Here is a 17,694-nt window from a genome sequence, read left to right on the forward strand (position 1 = left end):
TCTCCGAAAAGACTCAGATTCCGTTTAGAATTTTTGCCATAGTATAAGTTACTGTGTGCCGCCACCCTGATTGGAATTCAAAAAAAGTGGCCTTCTCTTTCGAGAGGACCACTAAGGTGTTCAATTATTTTTCCAAAAAAATATTAAGCGTCTAAATGCTGTACGTTAAATAATCGCGCATAACTACCCTCTATCGCCATCAGCTGTTCATGCGTACCCCGTTCAGTAATTTCACCATTCTCAAGTACGACAATCTGATCCGCATGTGTAATCGTTGACAGTCTATGCGCTACAATTAGTGTAGTACGTTCCGAAGAAAGAGACTGCAGCGCTTGTTGAATTAAATGCTCCGATTCCAGATCCAGCGCCGAAGTAGCTTCGTCTAATATAAGAACCTTCGGATCCTTGAGAAATACCCTTGCGATAGCAACCCGCTGCTTCTGTCCTCCGGATAGCTTAACACCACGTTCTCCCACTTCTGTCTCATAACCCAGTGGCAGCTGCTCAATAAAATCATGCGCATTGGCAGCTTTTGCTGCTGAAATGACCTCTTCTTCCGTGGCATTAGGATTACCGAACAAAATATTCTCACGCACAGATCCGCTGAATAAGAAATTATCTTGCAGGACCATGCCGACAGACCTTCGCAAGCTTTCCTGTGTTAATTCCTGTATATCATAACCATCCATTTGGAGGCTGCCTTTACTGATGTCATAGAATCTCGGGATCAAGCTTATAAGGGAGGACTTTCCTCCACCGCTCATTCCTACGAACGCAATGGTCTGTCCGGGCTGAATACTCAGATTAATATCTTTTAAGACCCAATCATTCTCTTCGTTATATTTAAACCATACATTCTGAAAAGCAATCTCACCACGTGCATCCTTTAGCACTTTTGCTCCCGGCTTGTCTACAATATCATAAGGCTCATTCAGCAGCTCAAGCACCCGTTCAAGAGAAGCAGAGGCTTGCGTAAGCACCGTCGAGGAATTAATCAATCTCCGCAGCGGGGAATACATCCGGTCCAGATAGCCAAAGAAAGCTACAAAGGTACCTACTGTCAAATTGCCATGAATGACCTGATAACCACCATATCCGATGACCAAAAGAGGTGCTATATCCGTTAATGTATTAATAATTGCGAAGGTCATAGCATTCCAGCGGGTTTGCGCCATCGCTTTTTTAAGAAAGTTACCGTTGATGTCCTCAAACTGCTTCTGATCCACTTTTTCCATCGTAAAGCTGCGGATGATTGATATCCCTTGAATCCGTTCATGGAGATAACCTTGAATGCCAGCCAGAGCTTGGGAACGATCTTTCGTTAACAGCTTAAGCCGCTTATACAATTTGTTAACTGCAATTGCGTAAAAAGGTAATACCGAGATAGACACGAGCGCCAGCACCGGATTTAAATAAAACATAAATCCCAAAGCAAAAACTAGTGTAAACGTGTCGAGCCATACATTCATCATGCCGACTTCGACCAAATTTTTGGTCTGCTCAACATCGTTAATAAATCTGGAGATGGCTTCTCCCACCTTGGTATTCTGATAATACCGCAGTGACAGCCGCTGTAAATGACTGTAAAGCTTATTTCGCATATCGAACAACACTTTACTTGTGATAAGCTGAGCAAAGTATTGGCGATAATACTCTACGGGCCCTCTTACGATAACAAATAAAATTAAGGCACCACCCAAAATAAGCATCAAATGTGATACCCGTTCCTCAATCCCCATGCTCGGGTTCATTAGGAGGTCATCGACCACGTATTTCAGAATCATTGGCAGTGTTAGCGGAATACTGAATTTGATCATGCCGATAAACAGCGTAAACACAATCAATTTCATATAAGGTCGTACAAAAGTAAAATATGATTTCCATTGCTTCACAGGAATATTCTGTCCCTTCTCTTTAGTGAGTTGCTAAGTACAGTTGACTTTTGCTCTCTACAGTGTTTTTATAATTTTAGATCATAAGTACAATTGCAGTACCGAACTTCAGGAGGATAACGATGTCTAGACAATTTGTGACGGAAGCCGTCATGATGGCGATTTACGGCCAGCTTCTCGTATCGAGCAGCCCTGTAGAATATATAGTGCCTTATACTACCGTGATGGAACTATACGAACTGCGAGACAGCGATGATCCGTTGATGAACCGTCCGGACGACGACAAGCATGTTAAGTTGAAGATTAGTGAGCTCATTGCTTATTTTGAAGAACCGCTCAACGCGAAGAAGATCAACCGCTGTTTAGCTGTGCCTTGGGCGAAAAGCTCAGGTATTCTCCTTGGCGGGCAATCCAAAATCACCATCATTAACAGTATGGATACCGCTGTCTACGGTGAGATGTTCGATCCCATCGAAACAGAGCTTCTGCTGTCCTCACAACGTGAGAAAGTACCTATCCTAACGGATCAATTTGAATTGATTCAACGGATCATCGAGGGTGGAGTTCCAGTTCAGGTGTACGATATTGACGACTTCGACTTCGCTCTGGAGGAAGAAACCTCTCGCAATTTGCACTGATAACACCTATGTATTTCCAACTGGAATACCCTCATTTTAAAGACAGCATTTGAAAAGCCCCTGCCTTTTGGCAAGGGCTTTTCCTGATTAAAATAAACAATCATTAAGACAACTATACCTGCACTTCGCCGGATACCGGCTTTGGTTCGTACTTATATTCAATGTCATCCTCTGACTCAGAGTATACGATAGATAGGTCATAACCTTCCATATACCATAAGTCCTGCTCCTCCATATAGAACACAATATCATCCTGTTTGACCTGAATAGCTGGACGCCCAGGTGCTTCTGTAGCAATGCCCAGCGAAAAACCGGGGTGAAGTCCACCTCCCGAGCTATAACGGGGAAATAAACGAATATAGTCTCCATTCTTAAGGTCCAATTCTCTCTTAAACCAAGCTGCCGCTGCTTGACTAATTTCCATGTTCATTTCTCTCAGCTCCTTTGTATATTCTAATCATAACGAAAATAAGTCGATATTCAAACAACTTTATGCAATTAATGATTTCCCAATCCATTTAAAATTAAGTTTGACAAATTCGCGAACCGGATGATAAACTCTGAACATAACTAAACGTCTTCTAGTTATTACCAAATTAATGAAAGGGGTGAGCGCGGTGTTTACGAAGTTACAGCCATATTATTTTACTATTGTTGGAATTTTTACTCAACCGAATACCGAAGCAGCCCAAGTGATTAAGCCATCCTGAAGTTTTTGCGAGTCTTATGGACCGCATAACTTTAGTTCTTGAAGGTCTCTCACATGCTTGGTGCTGTAACGCACCGTGCGCATGATAGCTGTGAATTACAGGCATATCGTCCGTTTTCGGATGATATGCCTTTTTTGTTTGCTGAAGAGATAATCACTTGCGCTTTTATCAGCATCACAAGCAATCATTACAACCTGAAAGGAAGGGATTTACTTGTTCTCTGTTCTTCGCGATCTCGGCTGGTTTTTTCGCCGAGAAAAAAGGCGTTACCTGATTGGACTCATATTACTCATAGGTGTGGGCGTTCTTGAATTACTCCCTCCACGTCTGCTAGGCAATGCCATTGACGACATAGTACGCGGTTCGATTACTACAGCATCGCTTGCCAAATATATCGGCATGATCTTTATTTTGCTGCTAGTTATTTATTGGATTACCTACATATGGATGCACAAACTTTTCGGAGGTTCCAACCTTGTTGAGCGCCTGCTGCGCTCCCGATTTATGAATCATCTTATGACCATGACACCTTCGTTCTTCGAAAAAAATAGAACTGGTGACCTCATGGCCCGGGCAACCAATGATATCAGAGCCGTCTCAGCTACCGTAGGATTCGGGATGCTTACACTGGTGGATTCTACAATCTACCTTACGGTTGTGCTGTTTGCGATGGGCTTTCTCGTAAGTTGGAAGCTGACCCTTGCAGCAGTATTACCATTACCCCTAATTGCAATAGCTATGATTTTTTATGGTAAAGCTATTCATGATCGGTACAGCTTAGCGCAGGATGCGTTCGGAGATATGAATGACCAAGTGCTCGAATCTGTCTCTGGTGTGCGCGTAATCCGTGCTTATGTCCAAGAGCGTCTTGATGAAAAACGTTTCTCGGATATTACTGAAGATGTTTACAACAAAAATATGGCCGTAGCTCGTGTCGATGCTTTCTTCGAACCAACCATCCGCTTCTGTGTCGGACTCAGCTACATTATTGGTCTTACTTATGGGATTTACCTTGTATTCCGCAATCAGATCACACTGGGTGATCTAGTCTCCTTTAATATGTACCTCGGTATGATTGTATGGCCGATGTTCGCTATTGGAGAATTGATCAACATTATGCAGCGTGGTGGAGCTTCCCTCGAACGTATCGACGAGACGTTAAACTCCAAACCCGATGTTCAAAATGCTGCCCATCCCGTACAAGTTCCCCATCCTACTCGAATCGAGCTTAACGATGTGACTTTCCGTTATCCTTCTTCGACGATAGACAATCTAACCCATGTAAACTTAACCCTGAACCAAGGGCAGACATTAGGTGTAGTCGGGCGTACAGGAAGCGGGAAATCAACACTGCTCAAACAATTGCTCCGCGAATATCCGACAGGTAATGGAGAAATCCTTATCTCTGGTGTGCCTATTCAACAGATTTCCCTGGATCAGCTGCATAGCTGGATGGGTTATGTTCCACAAGAGCAAATCCTTTTCTCCAAATCCGTTCGGCAAAACATTCAGTTTGGTCTAGACAACGCCGATGACGATACGATTATGCAAGCCATTACAGCTGCCGCTTTCCAGAACGACCTGGGCACATTGTCCGATGGTCTGGATACTCTGGTGGGTGAACGTGGTGTTTCCCTCTCCGGTGGACAAAAGCAACGTGTCTCTCTGTCCAGAGCTTTTATCGCTAATCCAGATATCCTTATTCTGGACGATGCCTTATCAGCCGTTGACGCTCGTACTGAAGCTCAGATTATCGACAATATTCGGAATGAACGTGCCGGAAAAACCACATTAATCTCTACTCACCGTCTCTCTGCCGTCCAACATGCCGACATGATTGTTGTACTGGATAACGGACAAATTGTTGAGCGAGGTACACATCAGGAACTATTGGATTTGAATGGCTGGTACCGTGAGCAATATGATCGGCAGCAAGTCGAAAATAACTTGTCAAATGATTAAACTACAACCATAAATAAACGAGCTACGACTACGCAAAACATTTTAGGAGGTGTCACGGTTGACACAAAGTACAGGCAAACGCCTGCTGGAATATGCATTGACCGCAAAGAAAACCTTTATCGCAGCCCTTCTGCTGCTTTCAATCGGGGTAGCGGCAGAGCTGGCAGGTCCATTTATAGCCAAAAGCATGATCGACAATCACATGCTGGCCATCGAGAAGCCCTATTTCAGCACCACGTCTCCCGATAAGGCGGCTGAATATAACAATAGTTTATACAAACGCGGCGATCGCTTTGAGCCCGGTGAAACTAAAGGCCAAGAAATTCGTGTTCTTCAAGCAGGGAGAAGTTTCTATTTTATTAACGAAGCTGTAACACAGCCTGACGGTGAACGAAAGTTCATCGATGGAGAGATGCATATCACCCGTGGTGATAACGAAGTTATCTATCCCGCGGTTAAGCTCTCGGCAGATGAGCTGTTCGCTTTTTACAAACCCGAGCTTCCTGGGATCTATCAGTTGGTCGGAATGTATGCTATTTTTCTTGTAATCTCCATCTTTGCTGAATTCGGAAAAACCTACTGGCTGCAATCTTCGGCGAATCAGGTAATCCGGAAGCTGCGGACAGATGTATACGCGCATATCCAGCGACTACCCGTTCATTTTTTTGACAATTTGCCTGCTGGTAAGGTAGTGTCGCGGGTTACAAATGATACCGAGGCGATTAAGGATCTATTCATTGCGGTCCTCTCCAATTTCAGCACCGGTATTATCAATATAACTGGCGTGTATATCGCTCTGTTCTTACTTGATGTCCGTCTGGGTCTGATCAGCTTGTTCATTGTACCTATTCTTGTGCTGTGGATCGTGCTCTATCGCAAAATTGCGACCAAATACAATACGATCATTCGCTCACGTCTAAGTGAAATTAACGCCATTATTAATGAATCGATTCAGGGGATGTCAATCGTCCGGATATTCCGCCGTCAGAAGCAGCTTAGTGCAGAATTTGAGAACCTGAACGATGATTACTTGAAATATCAGAATAAAATGTTAAATCTGAATGCTTTCACGTCCCACAATCTGGTGAACTCACTACGCAGTCTCTCTTTTGTGATGGTGCTTTGGTATTTCGGACATGGCAGTATTACTGGTTCAACCTTTGTATCCTTAGGCGTTCTGTATGCCTTTGTCGATGTGCTCGGACGTTTGTTCCAGCCTATCACAGGTATGGTGAACCAGTTGGCGAACCTGGATACTTCTATGGTATCTGCGGGACGTGTGTTTACGCTTATGGATGAACCTGGAGAGAATGTTACGGACGGCTCCATGCCACGCTACAAAGGGAAAGTGGAATTTAAGAATGTATCTTTTGCTTATAAAAAAGACTACGTCCTGCGCGATATCTCCTTTGAAGCACGCCCGGGTGAAACTGTCGCTCTTGTAGGTCATACGGGTTCCGGCAAAAGCTCAATCATCAATCTGCTGTTCCGGTTCTATGATCCACAAAAAGGCGATATTACGATTGACGGTCAAAAGGTTACGGATATTCCGAAGCAGTGGCTGCGGAATCACATGGGCATCGTGCTGCAGGACCCGTACCTCTTCACGGGCACCATTGCTTCGAACGTCAGCCTAGGGGATGAACGAATTTCCCGTGAACGGGTAGAACGTGCTTTGCGTGAGGTTGGTGCGGATAAGTTACTCGCTCATCTTCCACAAGGATTTGATGAACCTGTCATCGAAAAAGGAAGTACTTTATCTGCGGGTCAGCGGCAATTGATTTCTTTTGCGAGAGCTCTCTCCTTTGACCCAGCTATTCTCATTCTAGATGAAGCTACCTCCAACATCGATACAGAAACGGAAAGCGTCATTCAGGATGCGCTGGAAGTTCTCAAAAAAGGACGCACCACTTTCATCATCGCTCACCGCTTATCCACGATTCGCAGTGCAGATCAGATTCTAGTCCTGCATCACGGAGAGATCGTAGAACGCGGCAGCCACGATGAACTGATGGCGCTTGGCGGAAGATACTTCCGTATGTACCAGCTGCAAGTAGGTGCTGCTGCTAACAGCTCTGGCGATAACGCTGGCGCAAGCAACCGTCCAGCACTCGGAAACTTGCAACCCTCTCTTGAGAAAATGTAATTTACAACCCTGAGTCACTTCATTGTGATTCAGGGTTTTTTCCTGCTTGATCTTAGAACAGATGTTCTGTATTATGGAAATTAATACATAACCTTGGAGGAGCAAACGATGCTTACTTATAATTTGACTAAGAAACAAGCCAGGCTTTTTCTGCTATCTCATCAAAAGTTAACTGCTGGAGCTATCCCTTCTGGAAAACTTAGTATTTATGACTATGTTCGTCACGTAGGCTGCATCCAATATGACCCCCTTAATATCGCTGGCCATAATCATGAGCTGGTCCTCCAGGCACGGATTCCGGGATTTACGCCAGAACTGGTCCAAGAGCTTCTGTATAAAGACAGGCTGCTCGTTGATGGCTGGGACAAGAACATGTCAATTTATTGTACAGAGGATTGGCCTTATTTTAAGCGGAGAAGAACAGCTGCTGCCTCCCACCATCAGGCTAATGAACCTGTAATGGTCGCTGTAGCACAGGTTCGTGAAGAGCTTCAGAAGCGTGGCCCCCTCTCCTCTCTGGATTTAGACGGAAAGGAAAAAGTAGATTGGGCTTGGGCTCCGACAAGATTATCACGAGCTGCAATGGAAAGCATGTACTTTTGGGGAGAGATTGTTGTCCACCATCGTGTACATACCCGGCGATATTATGATTTCGCTGAACGTTTGTTACCCTCAGAGCTGCTGAGTTCAGCCGATCCAAATGTCACGGAAGAACAATTTCATGATTGGTATGTGTTACGTAGAATAGGAAGTATCGGCTTGTTATGGAATAAATCTGGAGACGGATGGCTGGGCATATCCGGACTGAAGAGCAAAGAGCGTGCGGCGGCGATTCAGAGATTGCTGGAGAAGGATAGTCTCAGAAAAGTTTGGGTCGAGGGGATTAAGGTTCCGCTTTATATCCGCAGTATAGATGCTCCAACCTTGGAGTCTGTGATGCTGCAAGAATCCGAAGAGACTGGGCTTCAACCACGTGATTCATTTGCGGCTGTTTTGGCTCCGCTGGATAATTTGTTGTGGGAACGTGAGCTGGTTCGGCAATTATTCGGATTTCATTACCGCTGGGAGGTCTATAAGCCGGCAATAGAACGAGAATATGGTTACTATGTACTGCCTATATTATATAATGATCGTTTTGTTGGCAGATTTGAACCGGTGATGGATAAGAAGAGTCAAACATTGAATATTAACAATTGGTGGTGGGAACCTGGAGAAAGCCTAACACCGGAGATGATTCCGGCATTAGGCGAAGCTTTAACTGCACTCTCTCGCTGTGTTAGAGCTTCTTCGGTTCATTTTAGACCAGAGGTTGTAACAGCTTGCGGATTAGAAGGATTATTACAATAAGTTTTCCTCCTCTAATCCAAGTTTCGTGAACATTTCTGTGCAGTAGCCTTGCAGTTTAACTTCAAGTCTACTTGCTTTATTTTTAAAACGTTTCAGCTCCCGAATCATTTTAGCCCTTCCGGCAGGCGTAAAGGTTTCCTGTATACGCTCTTTAAAGTAATCATGAACGATGTAATTACGTTGTTTCCACACTTCCTCCAACTGAGCGGTTTCTTGCTCCGAGAAAGGAAAATGATGTTGGATTTCTTTGATGAGTTGGCCGAGTGAATTGCTGAGTTTTCGCTGATAAAGGTCTGTCAGATCTGCTTCTGTTGGCGTTTTTCCTTGTGATAGCTTAGTAAGCAATAGCAAGTTGGTAAGCTGCTGCTCGAGGGCCTGTCCATAATAAACTGCCAGTCCAAAATAGGCGAATAACTCTTTTGATTGTTCACTCTCAGGTACATATGTATCCTTCATCTTTTCCCCCACTTCTGTATCCTTGTTCCTTTTATCTATACAAGTTATGTTTTGTTGTAATCCCTCTGTCTTGATCTGTACAAATAAAAACCGATAAGCAGTGTTATATATACTAATGCTTGTGCAAAGGAACCTAACAACTCCGCTAATGACAATGTATCAGCTTTCATCATGGCCTCCATTACAGGAGTTACTGGCGGCAACAACCAGATCAAAAAATGAAATATACCAGGCAAACTTTCGCTGATTTGTGCTCCGCCCAGTGATAGTATAACGATAGCTAACAACATACCTGTCGCATGACTGCCTTTTTGAACCCAAGAAGATTGAAAGAATAGGGCAATAGCCACACCAAGCATACCCAATAATCCATGTCCTATGAGCGCGAGAATTAACCGATATACCCCGGGTGATTCTGCAAAATGACCCGTTACCCAAGGATAAAGGACAATCAATAGATCTAGCAGCAGCGTTAGAAATGCAAGCGTTAAGATACCACCTGTACTATGTTTAGCCGCACTTCGCATGTGAACAACTGCAATCTGCCGATGAACAGCGTGCTCATGATTCAAAAAACTAAGACTCATCCAAGCGCAGCTTATAAAGAGCATTACTGCTGTAGCGGCATAGCTATTCATAACTGGATTGGGCTTATAAGAATACAATATCAAGACTGCAATCACAATCCCTGCTAACGGGCCGAAATAACGCTGAGATCGAGTATAACTTCGCAGCATGTAAACGATAAACGGATACACGTAAGACCCCCTGTTCAACTCCTAGGATTCATCCATTTTTCTAAGTCATGCGATCCTCCGCGAGGTTCTACCGATTGTATTGAACCACCCGACTCCAAGATAACCCGCAAAAAAGTATCTGATTCTGAACTTGTTACTGTCAACGCCGTACGTTCTATGTTACAACTATCCTTAAAAGTATTTATTGAAATGAAACCTGCCATTTCCTTCAATTGCTGCAGTTTCTGAATCGACAGATTAGACAATAGTATGTATGTAGAGGGTTTTATGTTTAGCTTCTCTGACCCCTGAATTGACTTTACAATTTTCCCTTCATGTATCACATGAACCTGATCCGCAAGCAATTCAATCCATTGGGGTTCATGTACAGAGAAGACTATAGCAGTCCCCTTATTTCTCAAAACGATGAGAAGATCAGCTAACTTATTCATTGAGGGGAGATCAAGGCCCGACATAGGTTCATCAAGAAGCAGCAACGAGGGACTTCCCAACAAGCTTTGAATCAAATTAATTTTTTGCAGCATTCCTTTGGAGAAATTTAGCATCGACTGCTTGCGAAAGTGCTCCAGTTTAAAAAGTTGAAATAACGTTGTTAGCTCCTGTTCGATCAGGACTGGCGCAAGGCCGCTAATCTGACCCATACTTCGCAAGTACTGTTCTGGGGTCAGCTTCAACCCTGGAAACATCTCAGGTGCATAACCAATTCTCAGATTTGGACCCTTACAACTCAGCTTTCCTGAGGAAATGTGGACAAGTCCAGCTAAGATTGACAACAGGGTACTTTTGCCGGATCCGTTTCGTCCGATCAGAGCAGTTACAGTTCCCTTTTCAATAGTGAACGATACATCCTCCAATACGGGTCGGCGTCCATACTGTTTACTGATCTGCTCTAATTCAATTAGGGAAGTAGCAACACCTATACTACCGCCGGCAAAGTTACGATCTACTAAGTTCGCCACTTAACATTCTCCCTTCATATCTACTGTTAATTCTCCGGTTCCCTACGAATTTCCTCTTCTAGGAATCAAAAAAAAGAAAGAACTGCCATAGCAGCCCTTTCTAAAATTTACTTTCAATCCAATATTTCTCCCCTTTTTTTCTACCAATAGCATGAATCAAACAGACCTGGATATAAAAAACCAGACTATTGCTATATTTCTACAGCAACAATCTGGCTATTAGTTCATATATGAGAGTTAAGTTATACGATTTACGCATATACCTCAACAGCATCGCTAATCAAACGGCATGCCTCTGCAGCTTTACGGCAGGCATTAATACATTCTTGGCAGTGATTATGTATATGCTTGCTGCTCTCATCCGCGCATGCTTCACATATTTCTGCACATAGTTTTAAAATTCCAGATACAAACGGACTTTGACGGGTCATTGCTTGAATGGCATAAGAACAAATATCCGCACATTCACGATCGAGCCGCATGCTCTCACGAAGAGATGCAAGATCATATTCTTTTAGGCTTGAGACATAGCTGTAGTTACAGGCATTCATACTTTCGAGACAAGCGTCAATGCACTCCTGATATTGAATTCGGGTCATAGCCTTCAACCTCCTGCATTTTTAATGGTATGCCTTACTATTAACCTACAAGATTAGGAATGAACCACAGCTTCTTCTGAAGCAGAACGGATTACAGGCTTCTTTTGATCGTTCCAGGCCGAACTAAAATACGTCCTTCCATCTCCAGCAGCTTCGTGCGTAACTCACTGGATGAGAAATGTTCCCCGATAAATACAGCTACGTCTGGCACTTCACCTTGAGGTGTGATTTTCATAAAATCAGCTTCACGGTAAGCATATTGAAAAAGAAAGCGACTGGAGGTGTCATTAAAGGTCACAATGCCTTTAGCCCTATAAACATCACGCGGAAGCTCCTTGACGAACTGTTCAAAGGTCTCGCTGTTGACAGGTCGTTTGAAGTAATGTGTGTATGCCATCACGTGATCGTGGGAAGCGTGGGTGGCTCCTGAAGATTGCAGAGCTTCCTCATGCACATGGCTTTCGCTGTCGCTCTCTTCAAGCTGTGTATCCGTAAGAACTCCACCTGCGCTACGCAGGAGCTCCTCTGTGTCGATCTCACAACGCTCCGCTGGCATAATCGGTGCATAAGAATTCCATTTTCGCAGAACGGTTGTGATCTCTTCCGCTTCATCTGCTGAGACACGGTCAGTTTTATTCAGAATCAAAACAGAGGCGCAGCGAATTTGCTCCTGCATCAGTCGATAGGTTGCGCCCTGCTGCGCACGGTACAATTCGAGCAGATGCGCGGCGTCAACGACGGTGATCAAGCTTTTCAGCTCTACTTTTTGATACAGTGAAGTTTCGGTTACGCCATCTACAATTTCCAGCGGGTTCGCCGCACCTGTGGCCTCAATAACAACAACATCCGGTGATTCCTTCTTGATAAGAGTTGTTAGCTCTGTGCTGAGATCCCCTCGAATAGAACAGCAGATACAGCCGCCGAGCAGCTCTGCCATAGGAACGGTTTGCTCAACCAGCAGCCCATCCAGATTCACTTCACCCAGCTCATTCATCACTACTGCCGGGCGTAAGCCCTGATCTTTCCAATGTTCCAGCAGGCGCTGCAGCAGGGTAGTTTTGCCGCTTCCCAGAAATCCTGACAATATATACACAGGTACAACCTGTTCCATGATTCATCGCTCCTTGCAAATTACGGGTATGGTAGCGAGTTTACTACATGATGCCAAAGCACGCAAGCGGCACCCCTATATCCTCAAAAGATTAGCGCTGGATAACGAAACTTGTCTTTGCTTCCCCCATACCCTATCATGAGAACATCTCTAATTTAGGAGCTGATCTCATTGTCATCCGTTGAAGAACATCGGAAGGAAGCACCACAATCCGTTTCCTGCTATATCATTACCATCTCAGACACCAGAACTACCGAAACGGATACCGGTGGAGCATTAATCCAATCCATGCTCGAAGCTGCCGGTTATGAAGTTATAGAGCGCACCATTATTAAAGACAACTATCAAGACATTCGTGAACTACTTTATAAAAACGCTGATCACATTGGAGTTGAAGCCGTGCTGCTCACGGGTGGAACAGGAATTTCTCCCCGTGATACCACCTACGAAGCTGTTTCATCCTTGCTGGATAAAACGCTGCCGGGCTTCGGTGAGATTTTTCGAATGTTAAGCTACACAGAGGATATAGGTTCGGCGGCAATCCTTAGTCGAGCAATTGCAGGTACGATTGGCAACACAGCTATTTTTTCTATGCCCGGCTCCACTGGAGCCGTTAAATTGGCTATGGAACGGCTAATTATCCCGGAGCTTCGTCATGTAATGCGAGAGATATACAAACAATAATCCCACCCATTTTTTTATAAACTAGACAAATAACCAAGCATACCTTTGTTCTGTGCGTATAATACGGTAAGTTCACACACAAAGGAGCTGAAGGAAATGTCAGAAGAATGTCCAAAATGTCCGGCCCAAACTGTCACTGACCCACCTAAGGTGGTTTATCAAGATTATTACCACCCTCAAGTTGTGAATGTTATTCACCCGGTAGAAATCGTTAGACGCCATCACTGTGTCCCAGTTCCTCGCCATTGCTACACCTATTCTGTTAAAGATATCATGTGCGATAACTCCATGATGCCTAGAGGCAGAAGATAAAACTCTACTTCATAACTCTATTAAAAGAATCCTATAAGTGAGAGAAACATCCATGTCCAATGCATGGGGATGTGCTCTCGCTTTTTTCTGCATAAAAGATTTGACAATCTTGACCATTCCCCCTATAATTTTGAACACTTTACGCGAAAGTGGTTTTTGATTAACCAAACAGTTAATCGGAAAGGAAAGAGATGAGCTCACTCCAAACTTTAAATCGAAAGATCAAAACGGTCGTCAGTCCTTTTCATGAGTTATTATGCAGTCTGCATGTCTTCCATCAACCAGAACACCATCCAACAAGATTACAATGGGCTAAGGTGCTCAAGAAAAGAATGCCTCTTGCTCTACAGGAGAACATCCACACACTTGGGCAGTTGTCAGAACGTTGGATCGCTCTGCTAGATTTACCGGACCGTATGGGTGTCCCTATTTCTTGCAATCAAGGAATCACCCTACTCAAAAAACTTCCGGATGCAGAGCTAGTGTATCTATTTATGAATCAAGAAATTGCACTAAGTACCATAGTCGAATGGCTGAATGAATCGGAAAGCAAACGTTCGCTGATGAAGTTGAGTGGAAACGTGAAGTACCTGATAAACAATCTGGCTAGTGTTCGCAAGCTCTTAATCTCAACATTAATTACATACGAACATGATTATTTCGGGCAGGAATGGGACTATATTGAACCATTTATGAACATCTCAGCCGCTCAGTTTCAATACTTAGCCAGTCGTTCCCCGGAAAAGGCATTAAATACGCTCCACCCACGCCTCCTCTCAGAGAACGGGACTCTGACAGTACAAAAGGCTGTAACGTATTACTTTCCTTATGACCAGCTTGGACAAGTGTACGTTTTTCCTTCTACATTCATATTTCCGCATCTGCTTGTTGGCTGGTTCGAAGACACTTTATTTTTGCCTCTCACGGTGGATGTTCCCGGTCTTGCCTTTAGTGAGGGACCGCCGAGTGACCTGTTGCGCCAACTCAAAGCTTTAAGTGATGATACGCGGATGCGAATTCTGAAACTGCTGTGGAAAGGGCCGCATTGTACCAAGCAGCTTGCGCCAATATTGGGTATTTCTGAAGCTGCGGTCTCTAAACAGCTAAAACAACTAAGTGAAGCAGGATTTACCCAATCACAGCGAAAAGGGAATTATTTATTTTATTCAGTGAACAAAGAAGTCTTTGATAATCTGCTCATCCTGCAAAGGCAGTACCTTGAACAATGAGGTTAATGAAAGGTGTGAGTACATATGTGGCATATCGCTATCGCAACCCTAAAAAGAAACCAAAAATCTAATCTTAGAGCCTTTCCCTGGACCTTTACATTCGGGCACATTATTGATGGAGTTTATCTAGTCATCATCTCTTATTTTTCTTATGTGTATCTAATCAAAGGGGATATAGATTCAAAATTTGCTATCTATAGTGGCAGTGAGGACTATCTGACCTATGTAATTATTGGAGGTATGCTCAGTATATTTTCCGTTAGTATGATGATGAACGTATCCAGGGCACTTATTACCGAATGGAGAGAAGGTACACTTGAGGCACTGTTGCTCTCCCCTTCAAGCCGGAGCGGTTATTTTCTAGGAAACGCAGTCCAGCAGTTGTATCGAAGTGGGGCGGAATTGCTGGTAGTTCTCTTCTTTGGCCTTTTAGCAGGACTTCGACTCCCCTCTGTTGACTTCCTATCTGTCTTCGTGGGAATTTTGCTATTTTTACTATCGTGTTATGCGATGGCGCTGGTGCTAGGAAGCATTATGCTTTATACAAGGGACACCTTCATTGTGCAAAATACTCTATTTACGCTAACTGCTCTACTGTGTGGATTTCAGTTTCCAAGGCAATACTTGCCTGACTACTTGCAGGCTATAGGTGAGATTTTCCCATTGACCTATGCGCTACAACTCCTTCGAGGCTCGCTGCTAACTGGAGAAGCAATACGATTACCTGGCATATGGCCAATCATACTGCTTAGTGTTGTATACATAACGGTTGGTCAATGGACAAACCGGCGCATAGAGCGCGGGTTGTTCGAACGATTCTAAAACCTTGGAGGAGTGAAACCATTGATTAATATGCATGAAGTTACTAAGATTTACGAGAGCAAACATAAACTGAGCTGGTTCCGTTCGGAAAAAAGATCAGTGACAGCAGTGAAATCACTATCTTTAGATATCGCTGCGGGGGAAATCGTAGGTCTCCTCGGTCTAAATGGCGCTGGAAAAACCACTACAATACGTATGCTTTCTACTCTCCTAGAGCCAACCTCCGGCAGTATTGAAGTCGATGGAATGTTACTACACAAGAATCGACAGGCCATTCAGCAAAAAGTAAATATGATCGCCGGAGGAGAACGAATGTTGTACTGGCGGCTCACTGGGAGAGAGAATCTTGAATACTTCGGTAAACTCTATGGAATGAACAGCCCTCACATCGCTAGAGAAGCAGAACGTCTTCTGGAGGAAGTAGGTTTGACCCAAGCTGCTGACCAACCCGTTGAACAATATTCTAAAGGGATGAAGCAACGGCTGCAAATCGCCCGCGGACTTATCAACGATCCACAATACTTATTTCTAGATGAGCCCACACTTGGCCTAGATGCCCCCATTGCGAGACAGCTTCGCATTACGATAAGAAAGCTTGCACTGGACAGTGGAAAAGGTATCCTTCTGACCAGCCATTATTTACAGGAGGTCGAAGAACTTTGTGACCGAGTTTATGTACTGAATCGAGGCGAGCTTCTGCTCTGTGACAAACCTGAGCGGATTGTCCATCAGGTTGCAGGCTCGCAAACTGCTCATTTAGAGGTTACAGGCTGGCATGAATCACTTCGTCCCAAGCTACTAGAGCATCTACGAACATTTACTCAGCCTGCGGAATTAATGGGTGTCTGCGCAACAGAAAAACTAGAACTTCAAAATGATGAACTGCAGCGCATTTCTGTAAAGACACCTTCGGCTGATAGAATCATTACAAAGCTCCTGCCATGGACTACTGAGCAGGGGCTTAGCATTAAAAGCTTCGCATCCGAAAAACCTACTTTGGAGGATGCGATTATCCTCCTTTCGGAAGGAAGGGTATCATGAACTTACATAGCTTATGGTTTACCCTTAGCGCGGAGATCACTAAGCAGCATCGAAATAGAGTTAAGGGACGCGCAGTGTTTTTTTCACTTCTACTCTGGCCGGCGCTCACCTTTTTAACCACCTACTTTACTATGCAGCCCTTTAGAACCGGAGCAGGATCAGCACTCTCAAAAGTAATACCAGATGGACGGATTCCCCTTTTTTTGCTGAGCGGATATCTCGTCTTTCAGTTATACTGGACGGTTGTGCAAGCCGCATGGTTATTCGAACAAGAACGCAAAGGGGGCACACTTGAGGTAGTGTTCCTAACGCCAGCGTCAAAAATGGCCTTCCTGTATGGACGTTCCGTATATTCACTATTTCACGGAATATGGATGTTCGCTTGCTTCTCCATTCTGACTTTCATTTTTCTTGCGGACGTAACGACTGTTAACTGGGGCGCCTTAATACCTGTATTAATACTTATCATGATATCAGCGGTTATATGGGGAGCTTTGCTGTGTGCGATATCTCTCTTCTCAAGGGATTCAGGGCTACTCTATTACATCTTTCAAGCACCAATGGAGCTGTTTGGCGGGGTTCGTATTCCACCAGCAGTATTCCCAGCATGGGCAACGGGTTTATCCCTTCTGTTTCCACTCACATATAGTCTGGTTCTTGTGCGCGGGGCGTTATACGATAATATCGGTACTAGCTGGTGGTGGGCTCTCGGCGCTTTAATCGTAGGTAGTGCTTGTCTTGTCATTTGTACCCGCTATCTTCTGGTTAGAGCAGAGCAACATGCAAGAGTAAAAGGAAACTGGACTTTATTCTAACTGTAAATGACCAAGTCTTTAACACATAGGACCTAAGAGACGTTATTTGCTGGTTTTTTAGCTTTTTCAAAAGTTTCGCGGACTCCAGTGACACTATTCCTTCAAAAAGGGTTCATTTTGGGAGTTTTAGGGCCGATAACTGCTATGGAGTCCGTTAGAATTCCAAATGGGAAAGAAAGCTGTGTTTAAGGTCAGTGGTGTCCGAAAACTGCT

16 protein-coding genes are annotated in these 17,694 nt (G+C 44.2%); 9 read left to right on the forward strand and 7 right to left on the reverse strand.

Annotation, left to right across the window (positions count from 1 at the left end; all coding sequences use genetic code 11):
• Nucleotides 1-143: 143 nt before the first annotated feature.
• Entirely contained in the window at nucleotides 144-1,892 is a 1,749-nt protein-coding gene (locus tag NYE58_RS21555; RefSeq protein ID WP_076213460.1) for an ABC transporter ATP-binding protein, read from the reverse strand.
• 122 nt (nucleotides 1,893-2,014) lie between these two features.
• Here NYE58_RS21555 and NYE58_RS21560 point away from each other — a divergent pair, with 122 nt between their 5' ends.
• The gene (locus tag NYE58_RS21560) at nucleotides 2,015-2,530 is read left to right on the forward strand and encodes a hypothetical protein (RefSeq protein WP_038571616.1); all 516 of its coding nucleotides are present in this window, start codon (nucleotides 2,015-2,017) and stop codon (nucleotides 2,528-2,530) included.
• Nucleotides 2,531-2,642: 112 nt separating this feature from the next.
• Here NYE58_RS21560 and NYE58_RS21565 read toward each other — a convergent pair whose 3' ends face one another.
• The gene (locus NYE58_RS21565; protein WP_036688019.1) at nucleotides 2,643-2,960 is read right to left on the reverse strand and encodes a HesB/YadR/YfhF family protein; all 318 of its coding nucleotides are present in this window, start codon (nucleotides 2,958-2,960) and stop codon (nucleotides 2,643-2,645) included.
• Between the two features lie 493 nt (nucleotides 2,961-3,453).
• On the opposite strand from NYE58_RS21565, the gene NYE58_RS21570 reads away from it, so the two are divergent.
• From NYE58_RS21570 to NYE58_RS21580, 3 genes are all read left to right on the forward strand, one after another.
• Entirely contained in the window at nucleotides 3,454-5,202 is a 1,749-nt protein-coding gene (locus tag NYE58_RS21570) for an ABC transporter ATP-binding protein (RefSeq protein WP_076184456.1), read from the forward strand.
• Between the two features lie 58 nt (nucleotides 5,203-5,260).
• Nucleotides 5,261-7,348 (forward strand): ABC transporter ATP-binding protein, encoded by a 2,088-nt coding sequence (locus NYE58_RS21575; RefSeq protein ID WP_076219221.1) that lies wholly within the window; start codon nucleotides 5,261-5,263, stop codon nucleotides 7,346-7,348.
• A gap of 108 nt (nucleotides 7,349-7,456) precedes the next feature.
• The gene (locus tag NYE58_RS21580) at nucleotides 7,457-8,695 is read left to right on the forward strand and encodes a winged helix-turn-helix domain-containing protein (protein WP_076219222.1); all 1,239 of its coding nucleotides are present in this window, start codon (nucleotides 7,457-7,459) and stop codon (nucleotides 8,693-8,695) included.
• Here the strand turns inward: NYE58_RS21580 and NYE58_RS21585 are convergent.
• From NYE58_RS21585 to NYE58_RS21605, 5 genes are all read right to left on the reverse strand, one after another.
• Entirely contained in the window at nucleotides 8,687-9,151 is a 465-nt protein-coding gene (locus NYE58_RS21585; protein ID WP_038571625.1) for a hypothetical protein, read from the reverse strand. The genes NYE58_RS21580 and NYE58_RS21585 overlap by 9 nt on opposite strands.
• Nucleotides 9,152-9,195: 44 nt before the next feature.
• Entirely contained in the window at nucleotides 9,196-9,909 is a 714-nt protein-coding gene (locus tag NYE58_RS21590; RefSeq protein ID WP_076219223.1) for a hypothetical protein, read from the reverse strand.
• Between the two features lie 14 nt (nucleotides 9,910-9,923).
• On the reverse strand, nucleotides 9,924-10,868 hold the full coding sequence (locus tag NYE58_RS21595) for an ABC transporter ATP-binding protein (RefSeq protein ID WP_341002999.1): 945 nt from the start codon (nucleotides 10,866-10,868) through the stop codon (nucleotides 9,924-9,926).
• A gap of 251 nt (nucleotides 10,869-11,119) precedes the next feature.
• Nucleotides 11,120-11,467, reverse strand: coding sequence for a four-helix bundle copper-binding protein (locus NYE58_RS21600; RefSeq protein ID WP_036688030.1), 348 nt, complete (start codon nucleotides 11,465-11,467; stop codon nucleotides 11,120-11,122).
• 91 nt (nucleotides 11,468-11,558) lie between these two features.
• Nucleotides 11,559-12,578 carry a CobW family GTP-binding protein gene (locus NYE58_RS21605; protein ID WP_076128306.1) on the reverse strand — a complete coding sequence of 340 codons (1,020 nt, stop codon included), beginning with the start codon at nucleotides 12,576-12,578 and terminating at the stop codon, nucleotides 11,559-11,561.
• Nucleotides 12,579-12,743: 165 nt separating this feature from the next.
• Between NYE58_RS21605 and NYE58_RS21610 the strand changes: the two genes are divergently transcribed.
• The 5 genes from NYE58_RS21610 to NYE58_RS21630 all read left to right on the forward strand — a co-directional run bounded on the left by NYE58_RS21610 (nucleotide 12,744) and on the right by NYE58_RS21630 (nucleotide 17,481).
• A complete protein-coding gene (locus NYE58_RS21610) occupies nucleotides 12,744-13,262 on the forward strand; it encodes a MogA/MoaB family molybdenum cofactor biosynthesis protein (RefSeq protein ID WP_341004287.1) in 519 nt (172 codons plus the stop codon).
• A 503-nt stretch (nucleotides 13,263-13,765) separates the two neighbouring features.
• A complete protein-coding gene (locus NYE58_RS21615) occupies nucleotides 13,766-14,803 on the forward strand; it encodes an ArsR/SmtB family transcription factor (RefSeq protein WP_341003001.1) in 1,038 nt (345 codons plus the stop codon).
• A gap of 24 nt (nucleotides 14,804-14,827) precedes the next feature.
• On the forward strand, nucleotides 14,828-15,625 hold the full coding sequence (locus NYE58_RS21620) for an ABC transporter permease (RefSeq protein WP_341003002.1): 798 nt from the start codon (nucleotides 14,828-14,830) through the stop codon (nucleotides 15,623-15,625).
• Nucleotides 15,626-15,646: 21 nt separating this feature from the next.
• Nucleotides 15,647-16,666, forward strand: a complete 1,020-nt coding sequence (locus NYE58_RS21625; RefSeq protein ID WP_445671768.1) for an ABC transporter ATP-binding protein — start codon at nucleotides 15,647-15,649, stop codon at nucleotides 16,664-16,666.
• On the forward strand, nucleotides 16,663-17,481 hold the full coding sequence (locus NYE58_RS21630) for an ABC transporter permease (protein ID WP_076219894.1): 819 nt from the start codon (nucleotides 16,663-16,665) through the stop codon (nucleotides 17,479-17,481). The genes NYE58_RS21625 and NYE58_RS21630 overlap by 4 nt, the downstream gene beginning before the upstream one ends.
• Nucleotides 17,482-17,694: the final 213 nt, after the last annotated feature.

Source organism: Paenibacillus sp. FSL L8-0708, from assembly GCF_038009325.1.
Lineage (GTDB): Bacteria > Bacillota > Bacilli > Paenibacillales > Paenibacillaceae > Paenibacillus_AQ > Paenibacillus_AQ odorifer.

Bases quoted from the DNA above. Each gene is read 5' to 3' on its own strand.
- NYE58_RS21585 (WP_038571625.1), bottom strand. From the start codon at position 9,151: ATGAAGGATACATATGTACCTGAGAGTGAACAATCAAAAGAGTTATTC.
- NYE58_RS21605 (WP_076128306.1), bottom strand. From the start codon at position 12,578: ATGGAACAGGTTGTACCTGTGTATATATTGTCAGGATTTCTGGGAAGC.
- NYE58_RS21620 (WP_341003002.1), top strand. From the start codon at position 14,828: ATGTGGCATATCGCTATCGCAACCCTAAAAAGAAACCAAAAATCTAAT.
- NYE58_RS21600 (WP_036688030.1), bottom strand. From the start codon at position 11,467: ATGACCCGAATTCAATATCAGGAGTGCATTGACGCTTGTCTCGAAAGT.
- NYE58_RS21565 (WP_036688019.1), bottom strand. From the start codon at position 2,960: ATGAACATGGAAATTAGTCAAGCAGCGGCAGCTTGGTTTAAGAGAGAA.
- NYE58_RS21630 (WP_076219894.1), top strand. From the start codon at position 16,663: ATGAACTTACATAGCTTATGGTTTACCCTTAGCGCGGAGATCACTAAG.
- NYE58_RS21560 (WP_038571616.1), top strand. From the start codon at position 2,015: ATGTCTAGACAATTTGTGACGGAAGCCGTCATGATGGCGATTTACGGC.
- NYE58_RS21580 (WP_076219222.1), top strand. From the start codon at position 7,457: ATGCTTACTTATAATTTGACTAAGAAACAAGCCAGGCTTTTTCTGCTA.
- NYE58_RS21615 (WP_341003001.1), top strand. From the start codon at position 13,766: ATGAGCTCACTCCAAACTTTAAATCGAAAGATCAAAACGGTCGTCAGT.